At 35.6% G+C, this 20,368-nt stretch carries 15 protein-coding genes and 2 pseudogenes; 13 read left to right on the forward strand and 4 right to left on the reverse strand.

Annotation, left to right across the window (positions count from 1 at the left end):
• Positions 1–4 precede the first annotated feature (4 nt).
• The 3 genes from preA (at position 5) to LO754_RS07510 (ending at position 3,284) form a co-directional block, all read left to right on the forward strand.
• On the forward strand, positions 5–1,267 hold the full coding sequence (gene preA, locus LO754_RS07500; RefSeq protein WP_231785920.1) for an NAD-dependent dihydropyrimidine dehydrogenase subunit PreA: 1,263 nt from the start codon (positions 5–7) through the stop codon (positions 1,265–1,267).
• Between the two features lie 266 nt (positions 1,268–1,533).
• On the forward strand, positions 1,534–3,054 hold the full coding sequence (locus tag LO754_RS07505) for an NCS1 family transporter (protein ID WP_231785921.1): 1,521 nt from the start codon (positions 1,534–1,536) through the stop codon (positions 3,052–3,054).
• Positions 3,055–3,074: 20 nt separating this feature from the next.
• Complete coding sequence (locus LO754_RS07510) at positions 3,075–3,284, forward strand: hypothetical protein (protein WP_025219097.1); 210 nt, start codon at positions 3,075–3,077, stop codon at positions 3,282–3,284.
• 121 nt (positions 3,285–3,405) lie between these two features.
• Here LO754_RS07510 and bcaP read toward each other — a convergent pair whose 3' ends face one another.
• Positions 3,406–4,791, reverse strand: coding sequence for a branched-chain amino acid transporter BcaP (bcaP, locus tag LO754_RS07515; RefSeq protein WP_231785922.1), 1,386 nt, complete (start codon positions 4,789–4,791; stop codon positions 3,406–3,408).
• Positions 4,792–5,310: 519 nt separating this feature from the next.
• Here bcaP and LO754_RS07520 point away from each other — a divergent pair.
• The 7 genes and pseudogenes from LO754_RS07520 (at position 5,311) to LO754_RS07545 (ending at position 11,406) form a co-directional block, all read left to right on the forward strand.
• Positions 5,311–6,684 (forward strand): amino acid permease, encoded by a 1,374-nt coding sequence (locus LO754_RS07520; RefSeq protein WP_305068882.1) that lies wholly within the window; start codon positions 5,311–5,313, stop codon positions 6,682–6,684.
• A 166-nt stretch (positions 6,685–6,850) separates the two neighbouring features.
• On the forward strand, positions 6,851–8,245 hold the full coding sequence (locus LO754_RS07525; RefSeq protein ID WP_024364231.1) for a spore germination protein: 1,395 nt from the start codon (positions 6,851–6,853) through the stop codon (positions 8,243–8,245).
• 30 nt (positions 8,246–8,275) lie between these two features.
• Complete coding sequence (locus LO754_RS07530) at positions 8,276–8,695, forward strand: GerAB/ArcD/ProY family transporter (protein ID WP_231785923.1); 420 nt, start codon at positions 8,276–8,278, stop codon at positions 8,693–8,695.
• Positions 8,664–9,107: pseudogene (locus LO754_RS23700) on the forward strand (GerAB/ArcD/ProY family transporter). Before LO754_RS07530 ends, LO754_RS23700 begins: the two are co-directional and overlap by 32 nt.
• An 81-nt stretch (positions 9,108–9,188) precedes the next feature.
• A complete protein-coding gene (locus tag LO754_RS07535) occupies positions 9,189–9,359 on the forward strand; it encodes a hypothetical protein (RefSeq protein ID WP_231785924.1) in 171 nt (56 codons plus the stop codon).
• Positions 9,356–10,468 (forward strand): Ger(x)C family spore germination protein, encoded by a 1,113-nt coding sequence (locus tag LO754_RS07540; protein WP_231785925.1) that lies wholly within the window; start codon positions 9,356–9,358, stop codon positions 10,466–10,468. Before LO754_RS07535 ends, LO754_RS07540 begins: the two co-directional genes overlap by 4 nt.
• A 323-nt stretch (positions 10,469–10,791) precedes the next feature.
• Positions 10,792–11,406, forward strand: a complete 615-nt coding sequence (locus tag LO754_RS07545; RefSeq protein WP_231785926.1) for a hypothetical protein — start codon at positions 10,792–10,794, stop codon at positions 11,404–11,406.
• Positions 11,407–11,981: 575 nt separating this feature from the next.
• Here the strand turns inward: LO754_RS07545 and pgeF are convergent.
• Entirely contained in the window at positions 11,982–12,746 is a 765-nt protein-coding gene (pgeF, locus tag LO754_RS07550) for a peptidoglycan editing factor PgeF (protein WP_231785927.1), read from the reverse strand.
• A gap of 206 nt (positions 12,747–12,952) precedes the next feature.
• Here pgeF and LO754_RS07555 point away from each other — a divergent pair, with 206 nt between their 5' ends.
• Positions 12,953–13,585, forward strand: coding sequence for a transmembrane-type terpene cyclase (locus tag LO754_RS07555; protein WP_024364226.1), 633 nt, complete (start codon positions 12,953–12,955; stop codon positions 13,583–13,585).
• Positions 13,586–13,855: 270 nt separating this feature from the next.
• Positions 13,856–14,464 (forward strand): CAP domain-containing protein, encoded by a 609-nt coding sequence (locus tag LO754_RS07560; RefSeq protein ID WP_025219101.1) that lies wholly within the window; start codon positions 13,856–13,858, stop codon positions 14,462–14,464.
• Positions 14,465–14,602: 138 nt separating this feature from the next.
• Here LO754_RS07560 and LO754_RS23625 read toward each other — a convergent pair whose 3' ends face one another.
• Positions 14,603–17,098, reverse strand: coding sequence for a winged helix-turn-helix domain-containing protein (locus LO754_RS23625; RefSeq protein ID WP_305068883.1), 2,496 nt, complete (start codon positions 17,096–17,098; stop codon positions 14,603–14,605).
• A gap of 829 nt (positions 17,099–17,927) precedes the next feature.
• Between LO754_RS23625 and LO754_RS07575 the strand changes: the two genes are divergently transcribed.
• On the forward strand, positions 17,928–19,613 hold the full coding sequence (locus LO754_RS07575; protein ID WP_231785928.1) for a methyl-accepting chemotaxis protein: 1,686 nt from the start codon (positions 17,928–17,930) through the stop codon (positions 19,611–19,613).
• Between the two features lie 228 nt (positions 19,614–19,841).
• Here the strand turns inward: LO754_RS07575 and LO754_RS07580 are convergent.
• Positions 19,842–20,051 (reverse strand): annotated as a pseudogene (locus LO754_RS07580) (IS4 family transposase); the annotation flags it as partial.
• Positions 20,052–20,368 lie beyond the last annotated feature (317 nt).

Consider the following 20,368-nt stretch of genomic DNA (forward strand, 5'->3'; position numbering starts at 1 on the left):
TGACATGGCAGATTTACGAATAGATTTAGCGGGGATAAAATCACCCAATCCATTTTGGCTCGCATCCGCACCACCTACGAACTCAGGCTATCAAGTGCAGCGTGCATTTGAAGCAGGGTGGGGTGGGGCAGTTTGGAAAACATTGGGTGAACCGATTTTAAATGTTTCTTCACGTTTTGCAGCGGTTAGTTATAACGGGCAACGTGTGGCAGGTTTTAATAACATTGAATTAATAACCGATCGACCGTTGGAGGTAAATTTAAAAGAGATTTATGAAACGAAAAAAAGGTTTCCTCATCACGCCATTATTGCTTCCCTTATGGTAGAACCAAAGCAAGAAAAGTGGCATGAAATTGTCAAACGCGTAGAAGATGTGGGGGTAGATGGTCTTGAGCTTAACTTTGGTTGTCCACATGGCATGGCAGAACGAGGAATGGGCTCCGCCTCTGGTCAAGTACCTGAATTGGTGGAAAGGCAAACGTATTGGGTGAAGGAAGTAGCACGTACGCCAGTTATTGTGAAACTAACGCCAAATATAACGGATATAACAGTAACAGCAGAAGCGGCGACAAGAGGTGGAGCAGACGCTATTAGTATGATTAATACAATCAACAGCTTGGCAGGTGTTGATTTAAATACATGGAATACAATACCTCATGTTGCAGGTAAAGGGGCGCATGGCGGCTATTGTGGTCCAGCTGTGAAGCCAATAGCACTCAATATGGTAGCAGAGTGTGCTCGTAATCCTCACATTCAGGTTCCGATATCGGGTATAGGTGGTATTTCCAATTGGCAAGATGCAGCAGAGTTTATGTTGATGGGTGCAACTGGTGTGCAAGTTTGTACAGCAGCTATGCACCACGGATTTAGTATTGTCGAAGATATGATTGATGGACTAAATAATTATTTAGATGATAAGGGAATTGCCTCGGTAAAGGACTTAGTTGGTCGCTCGGTGCCTCGATATTCAGACTGGGGCAATCTAGATTTAAACTATAAAATTGTTGCGGACATCAATAATGATGTATGTATTAACTGTAATAAGTGTCATATTGCTTGTGAAGATACGTCCCATCAATGTATCGATTTGTATACGGAAAATGGAAAACCTATGCTAAAGGTTCGCGAAGAAGATTGTGTTGGTTGTAATTTATGTTCGATTGTCTGTCCGGTTGATGGAGCAATTTCTATGGTCGAAAGACAATCCGCTATTGCGCCAATGACTTGGAATGAGCGCCAATTGTTAATGAATAGTCTATCTAAATAAAAGGTTCATCTGTGTAATGATTAACTGTTTTTCCACCTTCCTTACGAATGATTTCGAAAAGGGAGGAAAGCCTCATGGAGTTGTCACGGAAATCTCGTTTATTCAGTAGAGCATTTTCCCCATGTAAGAGCTAACTGGTACAAAATGCTAGATTTCAGGGGATAATGATTCGATGTCTGGATAAATGCATGCTGTCAGTACATGGTACGAATGATATTCGGATTCCTTGTGCCGATGCATAATCTATTCAAAAAGGAGCGAAATGTATGGAACATGACGGGAATTATTTGAAATCCCCTGATTTACTTCCAGTGACACATCAACAAAGAAATATTGGAACATTCGGTTTTGCAGTCATTTGGATAGGCATGGCTATTGTACTAGCCGCATTTGCAATTGGTGGTTCTGCTATTATGAGTTTACCTTTGCCAATGGTTATTTTAGCGACATTGATTGGCTCTTGTTTAATCGGTGTATTTATGACATTAATTGGTGATATCGGGATTGAGCATGGCTTATCTTTTCCTGTATATATGCGTGCTCCATTCGGTACTTTTGGAACGCACATTCCATCGTTAGTGCGAGGCGTAACAGCAGCCTGTTGGTTCGGTATAAACACCTATTTCGGCGCCATGGCTATTAATGGCATTCTTAATTTACTTTTTGGTTTTAATAATTGGTTTCTATGTTTTCTAGTCTTTGCTGCTCTACAATTATTTAATACTTCGTTAGGCATTAAATCAATTGAGCGTTTTGCAGATTTAGCGGCGCCCATTATTATTTTAATTTCCTGCTGGATGTATATAACATTAGCAGATGCTGCCACAACACAAGGCAAAGATGTCTGGACTTGGGTTGAGACGCCAACTACGGGTGTAGCGGCTTTTACAGCATTTATGATTGTTATCATGGCAAATATGGGATTCTGGGCTACGTTAGCCGCTGATATGCCATCATTGTCTCGCTTTTTTAAAGCACCTAAAAATGAGCGCAACTGGTTTAAACGGAACAAAACCCAGTTGGTCGGTTCTTTAATTGTTATGCCCATCACGAATACATTTATCGTTACAATTGGCGCGGTTTGTTATATGGCGGTTGCATCTGCAGATCCAATCAATGCATTACAGCAAAGTGCAAGTGGCTTGATACTTGGAATTTTATTATTAATGATTGTTTTAGCGCAATGGTCAACGAATACGTCTGCTAATGTGATTCCAGCAGCTACTATTTTCTCTAATATTGGCGGCCCAAAAGTACCATTCTGGGTTGGCGTTGTAATTGCGGGTGTAATAGGAATTCTTGCACAGCCATGGAGCTTATTTGATGTTTTAGTCAACGCGCTCTTAATTATAGGTGGTATTTTAACAGCCATTGTTGGTATTTTATACGCAGATTATTATTTAATTCGAAAAAGACGCATCAATGTCAAAGATTTGTATGAGCTAAACGGTCAATTCAAATATATGAATGGCTTTAATTTAGCTGGCTTAATCGCTTGGGTTATCGGCGGTGTCATTGCAAATATTTTCTCTGCTTATTCATCACTAGTGGGTTTTATCGTTGGAGCGTTGATTTACTATGTATTAGCGAAGTACTGGTGGTTTAAAAAGTATCCTCAAGCTGAATTAGAAGATCCAAGTGATGCGAAGTATTTAGGGATTACAGCTGGTCATAACTTAGATGAACTATTTGGGCAAGATTTGGTGCCACTGCCAGCAGTTGGCTCAGATGACGTTGAGGCAGTAGATCAAACGGAACCACTTTTAGAAATAAAAGGTGCTGATTAGTAGAGAGAAGGGGTGAGCGCATGTCAGATTTTTTACAAAGTACGGAAGAAATAAAGAAAGTTGATGACTTTTTAGACAGCGGCTTTAAAATACAATATGTCTATGAAAACTTAAGTGGTATGTTTGTAGAGTTTGCACGGCAGGAAGAAGTTGTACATTTGAAAATTCTTACAGCGGATGCCCGCAAATATTTCGCCGCAAAACTTCAAGAACAAACCTTATTGCAATAGCTATTGCGTAAGCCGCAACCTCTGCTACCACGCAGATTGTTGCGGCTTACGTTTTGTGCGTTTCCACAAGGGCCACACAGCTTTTAAATTGTTTGCAAATTGTTTGAGTGACTGGCACGATTTAGTTCATCGTGCTATGCTTTCGGCCATATACAAAGTACACAATTAAACCGAATACAAACCAAAGTCCACAAGCAATCCATGTATGAATAGATAGCTGGGAAATTAAAAATAAGCACATCAAGAATGACAGAATCGGTAGTACAGGGAAGAACGGTACTTTAAAACCACCTGATGGAATATTTTTGTTTTTACGTAAATAAATGACTCCTATTGAAACGATTGTGAAAGCTACTAGCGTCCCCATATTGACAAGTTCCGTAAGCTTCGATAACGGGACAAAGCCAGCGCAAAAGGCTACAAGGATAGCGAATACCCAAGTGTTCTTGACAGGGGTTTTAAACTTAGGACTCAGTTCAGCCATACTTTTTGGCAGTAAACCATCACGACCTAAAGCATATAGCAAGCGTGTCCCTCCATAGGACATGACAAGGATAACCGTCATCATGCCGACAACTGCACCAAGGGAAATAATACCCGCAATCCAGTCTTGATGAACAAGTTGCATAACATAGCTGACTGGATCACTAACGTTTAAATCAGTGTAGGGCACCATACCTGTTAATACAAGTGAAACAACAACATAAAGAACTGTACATATTAATAAGGAGCCAATAATACCAATTGGCATATTACGTTGGGGATTTTTTACTTCTTCAGCTGCTGATGAAACAGCATCAAATCCAAGATAAGCGAAAAATACAAGAGCAGCGCCACTTAATACACCACTTACGCCAAATGGTAGAAACGGTTGCCAATTTGATGGTTCCACGTAAAATACGCCAACGCCAATAAATAGTAAAATAACACCCACTTTCAAAAAGACCATAATGGAATTTAATCGAGTGGATTCTTTTATGCCTAGCATTAAGAAAAAGGCTGTGGCAAAAATAATAACGATGGCAGGTAAATTGATATACGTACCAGCGGCAGGGTTAAATGATCCTGAGATTGCTGTTGGCAGCGAAATATTAAAGCCAGCAAGGAGCGCACTTAAATACGATGACCATCCAGTTGCAACGGCTGCAACGGCTAATCCATACTCTAATAACAGTGCCCAGCCAACTAGCCAAGCAACGATTTCGCCAAATACAATGTAGCCATACGTATAGGCACTCCCTGTGACAGGTACACTTGAAGCAAACTCAGAATAGCACATACCTGCTAATGCACAAACAATAGCGGCTATGATAAATGAAAAAACAATTCCATACTCTGCATGGGTAGCTGACACCGTTCCAGGCAAGATAAATATCCCTGTGCCAACAATTGCGCCAACCCCAAGCAATATCAGGTCAAAAGCACCTAGCGATTGTTTGAGCTGAATGGTTCCTTCTTTTTTCAATAAATCCGCTATATTTTTTCTTCTAAATAATAAATTTCTCACATGAAAGCCTCTTTTTCTTAGAAATATGTAAAAATCTTATACTTTTTTGACATTCAGGTCAATTATTTTTACGATTTCGAAGTGAAATTGGTCGAATTTTAAGAAATATTAAAATCTAAAGAAAAGAAAGAAGTTTTTTAGTATAAAAATGATAATTATGAATATTCTGAAATAATAATACTGTTAAAAAGAGAAGGAAGTTTAACGATATTATTACGCTACTAATATAGTAATTGAGCGTGCGTTATACATGGGAAAAGCAGGTAGTGAATTTTAAGAATTTTTGTTTCTTTAGCACATTTATTATGTTCTTTTAACTAGATATATGGATTGTTGACTTCTTTAGTAGTGTCTAGGTAAAACTGTTTTCAAAGAGGGTATTAAATCGTGTATTTATTATATTAAAATTTAAAAAATATTGTTTTTCCTAAAAATACATTTGTGTTTTTGAGAAGAATTTATTATTATTTATAAAGTAATTTATCGTTCTTATATTAAGATAGAAAGAGGCGTATTCAAGTGGCAAACAAAGAATTAAAGAGAGGGCTGGAGGCGCGACATATTCAAATGATCGCTCTAGGTGGTACGATTGGTATAGGCCTATTTATGGGTTCCGCTAGCGCTATCCAGTGGACTGTGCCATCCGTGCTCCTTGCATATGCTATCTCGGGCATTTTTATATTTTTCATCATGCGAGCTATGGGTGAGATGCTCTATGTAGAGCCAAGTACTGGATCTTTTGCAACATTCGGTTATAAATATATTCACCCATTGGCGGGTTATTTAACTGCGTGGAGTAACTGGTTTCAGTGGGTTATCGTTGGGATGTCTGAAATTATAGCAGTCGGAACATATATGCAATATTGGTATCCTGATTTACCTGCATGGATTCCTGGGTTAATTGCTATGGTTATACTAGGTGTAGCAAACTTTATTTCTGTTAAATCATTCGGCGAATTCGAGTTTTGGTTTGCGATGATTAAGATCGTTACAATTGTGCTTATGATTGTGGCTGGTATTGTCCTTATTTTCTTTGGGTTTGGAAATGACGGTATGCCAATCGGTTTATCCAATCTGTGGTCACATGGTGGCTTCTTCACAGGTGGTTGGACAGGTTTCTTCTTTGCATTATCTTTAGTCGTGGCGGCTTACCAAGGTGTAGAGCTTATCGGAATTACGGCTGGAGAAGCAAAAAATCCGCAAAAAACAATTACCAATGCTATCCAAAGTATTATTTGGCGCATTTTAATTTTCTATATCGGTGCGATTTTTGTTATTGTAACGGTTTACCCGTGGGATGAGTTAGGAACGATTGGTAGTCCGTTTGTTGCTACTTTTGCTAAGGTAGGGATTACGGCAGCAGCCGGTATTATTAACTTTGTTGTAATTACAGCAGCTATGAGTGGTTGTAATAGTGGCATTTACAGTGCGGGACGTATGCTTTATACACTGGCTATGAATGGTCAGGCACCTAAGTTTTTTGCAAAGGTTTCAAATAACGGTGTTCCGATTTTAGGTACTGCTGGCGTATTAGTTGGGTTAGTCATTGGTGTTATTTTAAGTTATATTGCACCAGAAAACCTATTTGTTTATGTTTATAGTGCAAGCGTACTTCCTGGGATGATTCCTTGGTTTATTATTTTAATTAGTCAAATTCGGTTTAGAAAAGTAAAAGCAGCGCAAATGGAAAATCACCCATTTAAAACGCCTTTAGCTCCTTTGACAAACTATGCAACCATCGCGTTTTTAGTTATGGTGCTTATCGGTATGTGGTTTAATGAGGATACGCGTGTTTCGTTAATTGTAGGGATTGCTTTCCTGATACTTGTAACACTTAGTTATTATGTGTTTGGTATTGGAAAAGAAAGACCTGCTGGCAAGCGTACTAAATAAATAGAAAAAGGATGTATCTCTTTAAGTTGAGATACATCCTTTTTTATAGTAGAATCAAGATTTTTTAGAGATGTTCCATACATAGTTATTCAAAAAAGGGATAAGCTACATAAAGAAATATGTTGTGTTCATGATACATACGGGCGTTTAAAGGGGTTGAAATGGCATGGAAGAAAGAGAACAGCAAGTAATTGACCAGATAAAGGACAAGGTTCAAGAAATTGATGATGTCGTTATAAAAGAGATGGTTACTGATGCAGGGGATGCGACAATTATCTATTTCTCTTCTCTTATCGAGAAAATGACATTACAATCGATGGTTTTCATACCGTTAGCGAACCATGTTAATCAAATTTTTCAAGTATCTGATGCAGTAGAATTAGACGATGTGGATTTGATTTTGCAAAAATTAGATGCAGGCCAAACCTTATTGTTTTTCCATAAAACAGCGCAACTACGAGTGATTGACACCTATAGTGCCCCTACACGTTCGATAACAAATACGGAAACAGAGTCAACAGTTATTGGACCACAAGATGCTTTTACTGAATCATTAGAGACCAATATTTCATTAGTAAAAAGACGGATTCAAAATCCAATGTTAAAAAATGAAACACGCACTGTAGGAACAGAAACCAATATTAAAATTTCAATTTTATATATAGACAATATCGTAAATAAAGAAAATTTAGACACGCTACGAGAGCGAATCAATCAAATACAATTCCCTTTTTTTACAGATATATCAGAGCTCAAGCAACTGATTGAAGATAATCCGTTATCTCCTTTCCCGCAGCATTATATGAGCGTACGACCAGATAGTGTTAGTCAGTATCTTATTGATGGAAGAATCGTGATTTTTATGGATAATAGTCAGGCTGCGATTGTTTGTCCTACATCCTTTTTTGAAATGTTTGTTTCAGTCGAAGATTATTATAACCGTTGGACAACAGCCTCATTATTACGAATGCTTCGATTTTTTGGCTTTTTCCTAACCATTATGATTACGCCGATGTATATCTCTGCTTTAACATTTCATCCTGAAGTATTACCTTATGAGCTTTTGTTAAATCTTCAGGAATCCAGAAGTAAAGTTCCATTTCCGCCACTAATAGAAGTATTGTTTATTGAATTAATTATTGAAGTGCTGCGTGAAGCAGGTTCGCGAATGCCTGCTAAAGTCGGTCAAACGATTGGTATCGTTGGAGGTATCGTGATCGGTACAGCAGCTGTTGAAGCGGGATTGCTTAGTAATATTCTAATTGTATTGGTTGCGACATCTGCCTTACTGTCATTTCTACCACCGATCTTTTTATTGAGTAATACAAGTAGATTTATTCGTTATATTTTTATTTTGTCTGCTGGTCTGTTTGGGTTATACGGATTAATGCTAGCATTTGCATGGCTATTTGCTCATTTATTACGATTAAATTCATTAGGAACACCGTATATGTCACCGGTTGTTCCTCGTAATGCCAGTGATTTATTCGATAGTATTATTCGATTTCCAACAAAATATTTAAAAACCAAGAAGGGTATTTCTAGAGCACAAAAAAAATAACAGCTTTTGTAGCATTTGAGGTGGTTTTAGTTGAGTACAGGTAAGAGCAAGAAAAAGTTATTAAATGCATATCATGTTGTGTTTTTAGCACAAAGCGTCATGATTGGTACTGGTATTCTCTCCCTGCCTCAGCAACTTAGTTCTTTAGGCTATAGCCAAGCATTGATGCCATTGATTTTTGGTGTGATTGCAAGTGTTACACTGTACCCAATGATTTGGATTAATTCTAAATTTCCAAATGACAACCTATTTCGTATCAATGAAATCCTACTAGGTAAATGGTTAGGGAAATGTATCAATCTTTTTTTCGTTATTCAATTTCTCGTTTTTATTGCAGGTATTATTAGTAATTATATGCATCTAATTCAAAGTACTGCTCTTCAAGAGCAAACTATTACGTGTTTTTTGTTTTTTATTATTGCTTATTTATATTGTCAGTGGAGGCATTAAATCAATTGCCCGTTTTTGTATCATGACCTTTTTTCTAACGATAGGTTTTCTATATTTTACACATTGGGCATTTGAAAAGGGCGATATGAGTCACTTTTTACCTCTATTTAATTTTTTTAGTGTAAATGACTTTTATGAGGCATTAAAAGAGGGTATTTATCCGTTCTAGGTTATGAATTAGTCATGTTTTATTTTCCCTACATTGTCGATCAAAAAAGCATTCCGTCATTCGTTAATTGGCATTTGGATTAGTATCTTACTTTGTTTTATTACGACAGCGATTAGTGTTATGTATTATTCTGAATGGCAGCTAGAATATGTGGAATTTTCAGTACTAAACTTGTTTAAAGCTGGAGAGTTTTCGTTTATTGAGAGAATTGATATTTTTGGCATTACATTATGGGTTTTTTAATTTTATCGACCGTGGTAACGCCTATTTATGGTGTGCAAAAAAGGGGTAGAGACTTTAGTATCTAAAAAAAGTAATGTTTATTTGTACATCTTAGTTGCGATTATTTTCTTTGTTGTAAAAATGCCATCTTCCAGAGAATTTCAAGATAAATTATTTACAAGTGCCAATTATGTTGGCTATATGTTAATTCTTTGGCCAGTATTATTAATGATGGTTTATGTACTTCGAAAAAAGAAGCAGGTGCAAGTATGAGCAGAAAACTTCTTTATGTAACTCTTTGTATCCAACTATTCGTTTTAGCCGCCTGTACGGAAAAAGAAGTAAAAGTTCCGCTTGAAGACGTCGGAATGGTGGGCATTATCGCATTTGATTATATTGATAAGGATAGTATGAAATTAACCGTCGCCATTCCTCAATATTCACCTGAAGCGCAACGTAGTACGCAAACTTTTTCTGTGACTACGGAACTTGTTTCAAATGGCATTGTGGAAATAGAAAAACTTTCAGACAAAAAAATTGTTTTTAATCAGTTACGCGTTGTGTTGTTTAATGAAGAGTTCGCACGTCAAGGCAATATTCGAAAAGTGCTTCAGCATTTATACCGAAATGCCGAAGTTGGTAATAAAGTACTTATCGCCATTGTGAAGGAAAAAGGAGAGGAAATGCTGAAATATAATTATCCCGATAAACCGAATATTAATTTCTATTTAAACGATTTATTGCAACCTAGCATTAATACAGCATTTAATCCTAATACGAACATCCATGATTTTATGTATACCATTTCGAATCCGGTATTTGATCCTACTATACCGTTTATTGATAAAAATAGTGATAAAATCGAAATAAAAGGGATTTCTGTATTTAAAGGTAACCAGATGATTGAATTGATCACGCCGAATGAGGCACTCATTATTCAGGCAATCCAAGGAAGAAAAAATCTTGCGCCATTAGATATTAAAATGGAGCAAGGACATGGCAAAGAAAAGTTATTGATTGACTTAGTGGAAAATGATGTGCATATTGAGAGTAATAAAAATATGCATTCACCTAAACTCAAGATAGCATTAACAATCAAAGGAACATTAAGTGAATATAAAGGTGCACGAGAAAATGATTTATTTACTATAGAAAGTTTAGCGGATTTAGAAAAAGACGTGAATAAAGAGTTGGAGCAAGATATTAAAAAGTTTTTAGATAAACTCAATGAATGGCAAGTAGATCCAAGTGGTCTTAGTGAATATTTCCGAATGTACCATCGCGGAAAATGGACAACTGAAAAAAAGCGGGAGATTATTAGTAAAGTAGCAATTGATGTACAGGTGAAAACATCCATCATTAGTACAGGGACATTAAAATAAACTGATTCAGTAAAGAAAGTGCCACTATTGACAGGTATATGTTCACAGCTATCATCAACACAACTGGACTTGAAAGTTATAAAAAGGCAATTTATCATTTGAAAAAGTGATAAATTGCCTTTATTTTTTAACCCATAGCCAGTTTTAATGTGGTTGATTTATAAATACAGTAAATTGCTGTTTAAAGGGTTTGAAAAGAATTGAAGAAAAACATACAAAATTGTTGAAAAACTAAAGAGTGTATATTATTTTATAAATAAAAAACTGATTATTCAAAAAATATTTATTGAATATTTTCTAAGAAAGGGAAGGAAAATGGTACTATGAAAAAAACATTTTACTTTTTTGCTAGAAACTCAATAATTTACATAACTACAGTTGTATTAATCACTACAGTTACATTAACTTTTGTACCAGCTAAGTCATTTGCTATACCTCTTTCAGAAGAATTGGAAGATGATAGTTTTGTTATATTGGAAATTATTAAATTTACGGATAACGAAGTAGCTTATAAAACATTAGAAAATGGGGACCTTTTTTTATATGAGGAGCAAATTGAAAATGAAGCTGTAACTACTAATAAATATAAAATAGATAATGTAGCTAAAGAACTTGTCGAAAATTTCATAACAATTATTGATATGAATAAAGATGATAGTTTTGTAAGCCAGAAAAATTTATTAAGTAAACAGATGTATTCAAAAACATCTGTGCATGTTTCGCCTGTGAACGAAATTAAGAATGATAAAACAGTATATACGTCAAGTGCACCAGGTGAATGGGTGACAGCAAGAGCGAGTGGGTTTAATTATTCATATTCTAAACATAGTAATGGAGGGGGAAAAGCAAGAGAACTATCCAATGAAAAAACAGTTAACACATACAATAAGTACTTTGATCAATTTACAAGAAATGTGATTACTAGATCAGGCATTTAAATCAATTAAAAAGCCTACAGTTGCTAATGTCACAAATTTTTTGAGAAAATATTTAAAAAGCATACTAGGCATTTCTGTAATAGTTGCATCTGTTGAATATTTAATTCTTACTAATAAAACGTTAGACGCCTATAAAAAAATCCCTGGACCAGAACGGAATTGGAGATTTGGAAAATACGATGATTTTTCCAATGTACGGGTTTCATGAAAAATAAAAAAGCGATACATTTTATTTTAGTAATACTTATCATATTTGGCGTATTATCTTTTTCATTAATAGAAATTTTTAATCAAGTCCAAAATGGTTATTTTCCTAGAGCGACAACCATTATTTTATTCTTATTTGCGACTTTTACTTTATATATTTTATATTTTGGAAGGAACAAAAGATGAGATAATTTGATTTCCAAAGCGAAGATTATTTTGACTTGTGTTTTCAAAGAGGATAAGCAAGACACAAGTATTTATCATTTGCCGAAAGCTCAATTGAAGAAAGTCCCGCTATTAACACTACTGGACTTGAAAGCTATAAAAAGGCAATTTATCATTTGAAAAAGTGATAAATTGCCTTTTTTTTAGAATGATTTTCGCATAATAAAGCTTACATGTAGGCCACATGTTTTGTCTTGGCGGTAGGAGAAACCTTCTTCACTAAGATACGTACATGTTTGATCAATCGTAATTTGTTGTGACGGAATGCCGGCAATTTCACATTGCTTTTTCACAGTTTGCTGATTATCAATGTGATACTTGTTTGTGTCAGCATTGAAATACATAAAATTATCGGCATAGCCTAGACGATTAAATTGTTCATAGACATCACCATCAACCTCAAATTTTTGCTGGCTAAGTGCCATGCCAATTTGAACATGGAAATCCTGTGGATTACAGTGCTCTTGTTCTATTAAATGACGGAAAAGTTTCAATGTCACTTCCTTGACTGTTCCTTGCCAGCCAGAATGAATGACACCGATGACACCACTACGTTCATTATAAAAAATAACAGGTACACAATCAGCAGTAAAAGTACAAAGCATTACATCTTGGTCAAATGTATAGAGTGCATCGGTATTGGCAATGGCTGTATCTTGCCTCAGCGCGCCTAAACCTTTATCTGCTACAGTTGCACGATAAAAATTAGCACTGTGTGTTTGTTGAGTACATATAAAATCATTGATATCACATTGCAACGAAGCTGCTAATTTCTTTCGATTGCTTAACACATCCTCAGTATTTGTGCAGACATGTAGTGCCATATTATTTTGTTCAAGTTCCAAATCGTCCTTTAAGGTAGTTCCTGCTATGAATTGCTTATTGTTGTAATAAAATTTAGTTTTCATATTATCACCCCGTTTAACTATATCGGATTAGATTGCCAATGTATAGCTTATGCAATATGTATCTGGTGTTACAGGCTATTTGACCTCACTGTGTTTACTTATAAAAAACGGACTTTCTTTAAACAGACATAATAGATTCATACCTTATCATACAGTAGCAAAGTAGAGGTTACATTACCAACATTCAAGTAAAAAGGAGTGTGTTTATGAATCAAGACTACTTTCTCTTAATTTGTCAAATAGGCATGGGTCTGTTTTGGATAGTGACATACATATTTATTATAAAACGTGGTTTTCAGGATGAGCAATATGGTATGCCAATGGTTGCAATTTGTGCCAATATTTCATGGGAGTTTATCTTTACGTTTATATATCCACACAATGATTTTCAAAGAATCATTACGTTTAGTTGGTTTGTCCTTGACCTTGTAATTATGTGGCAGTATTTAATATATGGGCGCAAAGAATTTAAAAATACTATGTCTACCACACTTTTTTATACATCTTTCCTTTTTACATTGGCAACAAGCTTTTTAGTTATTTTGGCACTCTCGCATGAGCTTCATGATATGCAAGGGATATATGCTGCGTTTATACAAAACTTAATGATGTCAGGGTTATTTATCGGCTTGTTTTTTGCAAGGGGGAGTCTGGCAGGTCAATCTATGTCTATTGCAGTGTGCAAAATGATTGGAACATTATTTGCAGCCGTCGCATTCTATTTCTATAGTAGCATCCCACTTATTACAATTATCTCTATGGCAACCTTTATGTATGACTGTTTAGTGCCAGTCACCCAAACAATTCTGAATATAGTGCCAGTCACTCAAACAATTTAATGTGGGCGGGAAGTTTTCCATTTATCATGAAGTTTATGACTGGAATGGTGCCTTTGCTGTTTAAAATCTTGTAGTAATATATTCCTGTTACAACTATATTTCAATTTTATTACTGACAAGTTGAGAATAAACACTGATAAACTCGTAATCTATTCGTCAATTATTTCAAATGTCATACAACTGTAAAAATCCTTCCAAATATTTAGTGATGCATTATTTCACTAATCTATTTACCATAAATATAGAGCAAAACAGGAAGGAATGATTTACATGTTTAGAAAAGTAAAAAAAGTAGCGATGGCATCCGTATTATCACTATCCTTATTGGTACCAATTAGCGCAATGGCCGCTGACTCATATACAGTAGTAGCAGGCGATTCTCTTTGGAAAATTGCTGTAAAAACACAAACAGGTGTACAAGAATTAATAGATGCAAACCCTCAACTGGCAAACCCAGATCAAATAAATATAGGTCAAAAAATTAATATTCCAACAAATGAACAAGCTTCTGTAGAGCAAGAAGTAGTGAAACTTGTCAATGCAGAACGAGCGAAAGCAGGTCTGCCAGCATTAAAAGAAGATTGGGAGCTATCACGAGTAGCAAAATATAAATCTCAAGATATGCATGATAAAAATTACTTTGACCATACTAGCCCAACGTATGGTTCACCATTTGCAATGATGAAGAAATTTGGCATTACGTATAAAGCAGCTGGAGAAAATATCGCCAAAGGTCAAAAATCAGCTTCTGAAGTCGTAAATGCGTGGATGAATAGTGAAGGACACCGTGCAAATATTTTAAACAAAAGCTATACACATATCGGAGTTGGCTTTGTGAAAGACGGCAACTATTGGTCTCAAATGTTTATTCAAAAATAATATATTCAGAACTGTTCTCAAAGTGGAACAGTTCTTTTTTATGACGTGCATTCATGAATTATGCGTCCTTTGCGTGTCGTCTATAAGTTGACAAAAAAGAGCAACTACCAGCTTTCAAGAGCTGTTAGTTGCTTTTTGTTACTTTTTGGCAAGGAGAATAGCTTGTGAACGGGATTTTACACCTAGTTTTTGATAAATAGTAGATAAATAAACGCGAATAGTACCAGCCGATAGATTTAGCATGTTTGCAATTTCACGATTGGTTACACCCTTGGCTAACAGATCAAATACCTCTTTTTCACGCGGTGTCAACACTTCATGACGAACTACATTGGTTGTACAGCTTTGTAAATAATGTAAATAATAGTCTGGGTAAGGATTCCACTTAGCTGCCAATGAATCTAATTGAAAATATTGCTCCAGAAGGGGGAGTAGCTCTTTTTCATCTGCCAATGTCCGAACATAGTAGTATTTAGCGGCCCATTGCAATACTTTATGTAAAATATCTAATGCAATAGCAGTGTTTCCTAAACGATGCTGACAAATAACTTCTAGTACTGTTGCTTCTATCATCGTTGCAACTTGATCATCTTGCTGTGCCTTTGTTTTAACTTGAATGATTACTGGTAGTGCATCCTGAGGTGTGTCCTTTAATAACAATAAACGAGCATAAACGAGCTGCCAAAATGGTTGCTTTGTTTTTGTTGCTAGTAAGAGCATCTCTGCGTTTTGGCTATCTCCCTCGACGATAAAACAATAGGCTTGCATAATTTGAATCGACGTTTGCCAATGTTTTTCTGAAACATCTTCTAACACCTGAGACAACATGATACGGGCTGTATTTGACTGTTGCTGATGAGCGTATATTTTCGCTTTAAGTAAATACATAGGGATATATAAACCTGGGTCTTGATGTTGATGACCTAATGCAATGGCGATTTCCAACTCTTTTTGGGCAGCTTCTATAAAACTTCGCTCATATAAAGATTCAGCAGCAACCCCATAACTAAATGCTGTCACATTTGCAGTTTGTAATGTTGTTTCTCGAAAAAGTTTGCTAACAGCTTCGCCTTCTTCAAACAGTTGCAGTTTTCCTTTAGAGCCAATACTTGTACGTGAAATCTTATATTCAAAAATATTATAGGGAATCGGAACATTATCCCAGCGAGAAGGAGCAGGACCATTCGCAAGCAAATTGCGCATAATCTCTTCTACTAATTGTAAATTTCCGCCGGAAGCGACAATGGCATACGCCTTTGCACTTTCATATATATAGGCCATAGCAGCATGCTCTTCTTGCGCCATCCATTGTTCTACATGCTGTCGCAGTTCAAGCTCTTCCATTAGAGAAGTAGCTATTTTTGTGTCCATTGTTGTTATAGAAGTTAGGAAGCCGATAACAAGCATTTCATACGAAACGGTATAATGAGCACTTCGAAGTTGATGCAACCAGCGCATGAATGTTGTCGTTTGCCCAGAAGCGTATAGCTGGACAAGATGTTCTGCAATCCATAAAGCAGCTTGATTATATTGTTCATATTTAAGTGCAAGTTCAATGGCAGAATGATAATTTCCTTGATTGTAAATAGCATGTGAGACTTCTTGGACAATAGTCTGTACTTGCTGCACGGAATACTGTTTATTTAGTTCTACTTGTAAAGCTTCGGCAAACAAATGATGGTAGCGAAAAACAGGCTTTTTTGTTTGGAGACGAATAATAAATAGACCTTTTGCTTCTAAACTTTCCAACAGTTCAAGACTATTTGACTGCTTTGTTAGTTGGTCACATATCGCTGGTTCTAGCTCGTGCAGTAGGGAGGTCTTTATAAGAAATTTTTGCGTTGTTGTCGGAAGGTTTTGAATGATTTCTTGCCATAAAAATTCAGAAATAAACGGTTGTGCGATATGATCGTATAAGTCAACTTGGTGTTCATTTGCCAAGCGTGTTAATAATAGGCCAGCTACCCATCCTTCCGTTTTGTCCAACATTTGTTGTAAAAATTGTTGATTGAGTGGTGTTACCTGTTTGCAAGAAAAAAATTGCTTCGTTTCTTGGAACGTAAAGCGTAAATGATCCGCATCGAATTCTTGTAGCCATTGTTTCACTCGCCACTTAGCAATAGGGAGGGCTAGGGTTGTTCGAGTCGTTAGATAGACGTGTATCTCTACAGGTAAGTACTCGATAAATTGTGTCATAAGTTGATGAATTACCGGATTATCGATTACATGATAATCATCTAATACAATTTGAATCGGTTTTGCTAAAGCATGGAGCTCCTCTAAAAATGAATTGATAAAAAATTCCAGTGTAGCTAGGTCTTGGGTGTGTAAAAGCGGTGCAAGTACTTGATCGATAGGGCATTGATAGGCTTTTGCAACGGCATGCACAGCGTACGTCCAAAAACGAATCGGATCATTATCAGCAGCATCAAGTGAAAGCCAAGCCACCGTGCCCTTCTTAGATTTGAACCAACTACTTAGAACAGTCGTTTTCCCATAACCTGCTGGTGCACGGAGAACCGTCACTTTTTTATAAGTTTGGTTCTGTAAAAGATCAAACAATTGCTTGCGCTCAATCAAATCAGGTGTATTGAGAGGAATAGTTAATTTAGAAGATACTAGTGTAGTAGACATCTTTTTTACCTCATTTTTTTAAATTTAGGATAATCATGTAATTAATTTTACTACAAGCGTTAACATAATTTCGAATGTTAATAGTCCTAGCATTAGATAAATCCAAGTTAAGCCAAGTGGTCCTTAGAGTTCACTAAACAAATAGCATTTTTCCAAAGACAATAAAAGCAATTTGTTTGTCTTTCGAATTTCGAAGAATGAATAGAATCAAGAGGGTTGAATAATTAAAAAGGCATTCTGTAATTTTGAAGAAAAATGGGACAGTATAGTTAGATTTAGAACGGAACAATATTTATTATAAAACTATTTATTATATATTAATTCTTTTACGTATGATTTAACTTGTTATATGTATAATTCCCCACATTATTTTATTGATTTAGTACAATAATTGAGAGGATTTTGTAAAATTCACCATTGACCTAGATGACTTATTGTATATAAAAAGTGAACTCTAAATTATTCAATTAGGTTAATTCATTAAATAATGACTCTGAGTATGACAAGTTTAAAAAGTCGGAAGAACATTTGATTAAGTTATGGACATACCAAGGAAGATTCGTTACTGTAAGAAGGGCGATTCCTGCATTACCTTTATTATTAAGCTATTTGATTGAACTGTTTAAATCGTTTTAGATTTGCATAATATGGCTTTATGGGTGAGATTACTGGCTTTTATAGAAGATCGAGAGGAACAAAAGACATGCTTTAACATATGGATATTTTCATATAACCAGATGAATTTTAAAAGGTTAATGCATTATTTAATTATTATTCTAATATACTTTTTTAAAAGAAAGGTGTTTCAAAATATGGGAGGTTTAGATTTATGTCAATTAAAAAGAAAATTTACTTAGGGTTTGGTAGTATTATTTTATTTCTATTACTTAGTTCTACCATTGCATTTGTTCAATTAAAAAGTGTTAATAACAAGTATTCATTTACTATAGAAGACAGAGTCTATAAACTTTTACAAGTCGATGCAATATTAAACGCATCTTCTTTACAAGGTCTTTACATTCGTTCTTACATACTTGATCCAAGTGATGAAACAATTAAAAACCTGGAAAAACAGGAAGAACTAATCGAAGAAAAAACTGCAGAATTAGAAAAAATAATAAAAAATCCTGAAATGCAAAAACAACTTCAAAGTATAAAAGAAAACCAAGCAAAATTTAATCAAGGTGCGCAAGATATTATCAATACATATGACAAAGAAGATGTTCAAGCTTCAATTGAAAAAATACAAGTCTTGGTGCGTCCTGCAAACGAAGGTATTCAACTTGCAGTGAATAAAATTTCTGTTTACCAAAAGGAACTGATGGAAAAGGCGAACACGGAAGCAACTAAAATTGCAAATAATAGTTCACTGATCATTTTAGGTATTGCTATCGTAACCACAATTCTTGCTCTTCTCATTTCAGTATTTATTACTCGTTTAATTACTGTACCTATTAATAAACTAAATGCTACTGCAAAAGTTATTGCTGAGGGTGATTTAAGCGGAGAAGATATAAATGTGAAAACAAACGATGAAATTGGAGTATTAGCTGATTCATTTAATGAAATGAAAAGGAGATTACATTCAATTATTAATAATGTTGCCGCAAATGTAGAGCAGACAACGGCCGCTGCTGAACAATTAGCAGCCAGTACAGATCAAGTAGCTATCTCATCCAATGAAGTAGCCAATCGAATAGAGGTAACATCAGAGGGTGCTAATCAATCAGCTATAACGGGACGAGAAAGTGCGACCGCAATGGATGAAACTGCCCATGGTGTACAACGAATTGCAGAAGCAACACAGCTACTTAATTCAAAAGCATTAGACACACAAGTGATTGCCAATGAAGGCGGAAAAACATTACAGACCGCAGAAAACCAAATGGCTGTTATTCAACAATCTTCTCATGAGACAAATGAGCGAATTAAACAGTTAAGTGCACAATCAACAGAGATAGAAAAAATTATAAAAGTTATTACAGATATTACGGAGCAAACAAATCTTCTTGCCCTTAATGCAGCTATTGAAGCGGCACGTGCTGGTGAGCATGGAAAAGGTTTTGCAGTCGTTGCCGATGAAGTTCGGAAGCTTGCAGAAGAATCAAAGGCTTCTGCTCATCAAATTGTTGATCTAACAACATCTATTCAACAAGAAACAAATGCAGTTGAAAAGGCAGTGAGTGTCACTGTGCAAAATGTCGAAGAAGGTGTTACCTTTATCCAAAATGCCCAAGTATCATTTGATACTATTATGAAGGCCATTCAAGAAATTACTTCTCAAATTGAAGATGTTTCAGCTTCTACTGAAGAAATTTCGGCAAGTACTGAAGAAGTTGCCGCTTCAGTAAATGAAATGGCTTCTGCTGCAACTACCGCCGCAGAACAATCCGAAATGATTGCTGCAGCCGTAGAAGAACAAACAGCAACGATTCAAGAAATCAATGCTGTAGCTAAATCGTTAAGTGAAGGTGCAATGACAGTGCAAGAAGAAATTAATAAATTTAAAATATAATTAAAGGATTAATTTGGTTAGTTGCTTTATGAAAAAAATCATCCTTTTCTATTAAAAAGAAGTCCTCATTTCCATTTAAAAAGGAGATGAGGATTTTCTGTCTGTTTAAAAAAGAGAATATACCTTAAATGAAATGGCTTAATGAACAATCCCGTAATGTTTATAATCATTTCATTTCGTCTTTTTAAGGGGATAAACTATTTCCTGAAAATAATAAATCGGTACTATGTTACGACTCCCTCCAGAGCCTTGATAATCAATGGTGAAGGAGTCAGGCAGTTGAAACACCGTCGTATCTAAAATCCGAATAGGTTCGAAAGCTGAAAGGATATCTGAAGAGAGGAATTGTGTCGCACAAAGTTTTTGTGTGAGAAGGAAAGTAAAGACTTCTTGGAGAAAGGCGACAGCTGCCGGATTAAAGCGTTGATTCAATCCTTCAAAATCTATATTCCTAAATGAAAGACGCGCACATTGATTCTTTGTGCTCTTTATTTTTCATAAAAGTAAGAATAAATATTGATTTTTAGTTATATATAACTATAATAGAGTAAAGTAGCTGAAGTGATGAACGGTTGAATGGATGTAAGCTAGTAGTGAAATACCTTTGTATCACTACTTACTATAGGGGATTTTATTAGATTTTTTGCCCTCCTTATTATTATACGAAAAGCCCTCGAAACTTCTAATTGTGTATAGTCTAAAATACCTAATTCTAGAATAGCTTCAAGTTACTAACCGAATAGAAATACGAAATG

The organism is Lysinibacillus sp. GJ-1 (genome assembly GCF_021166035.1).
GTDB classification, from domain to species: Bacteria; Bacillota; Bacilli; order Bacillales_A; family Planococcaceae; genus Lysinibacillus; species Lysinibacillus sphaericus.

Bases quoted from the DNA above. Each gene is read 5' to 3' on its own strand.
- LO754_RS07525 (WP_024364231.1), top strand. From the start codon at position 6,851: ATGGAAGAAAGAGAACAGCAAGTAATTGACCAGATAAAGGACAAGGTT.
- LO754_RS07555 (WP_024364226.1), top strand. From the start codon at position 12,953: ATGAATCAAGACTACTTTCTCTTAATTTGTCAAATAGGCATGGGTCTG.
- LO754_RS23625 (WP_305068883.1), bottom strand. From the start codon at position 17,098: ATGTCTACTACACTAGTATCTTCTAAATTAACTATTCCTCTCAATACA.
- LO754_RS07540 (WP_231785925.1), top strand. From the start codon at position 9,356: ATGAGCAGAAAACTTCTTTATGTAACTCTTTGTATCCAACTATTCGTT.
- preA (WP_231785920.1), top strand. From the start codon at position 5: ATGGCAGATTTACGAATAGATTTAGCGGGGATAAAATCACCCAATCCA.
- LO754_RS07505 (WP_231785921.1), top strand. From the start codon at position 1,534: ATGGAACATGACGGGAATTATTTGAAATCCCCTGATTTACTTCCAGTG.
- pgeF (WP_231785927.1), bottom strand. From the start codon at position 12,746: ATGAAAACTAAATTTTATTACAACAATAAGCAATTCATAGCAGGAACT.
- LO754_RS07545 (WP_231785926.1), top strand. From the start codon at position 10,792: ATGAAAAAAACATTTTACTTTTTTGCTAGAAACTCAATAATTTACATA.
- LO754_RS07575 (WP_231785928.1), top strand. From the start codon at position 17,928: ATGTCAATTAAAAAGAAAATTTACTTAGGGTTTGGTAGTATTATTTTA.
- LO754_RS07510 (WP_025219097.1), top strand. From the start codon at position 3,075: ATGTCAGATTTTTTACAAAGTACGGAAGAAATAAAGAAAGTTGATGAC.
- LO754_RS07560 (WP_025219101.1), top strand. From the start codon at position 13,856: ATGTTTAGAAAAGTAAAAAAAGTAGCGATGGCATCCGTATTATCACTA.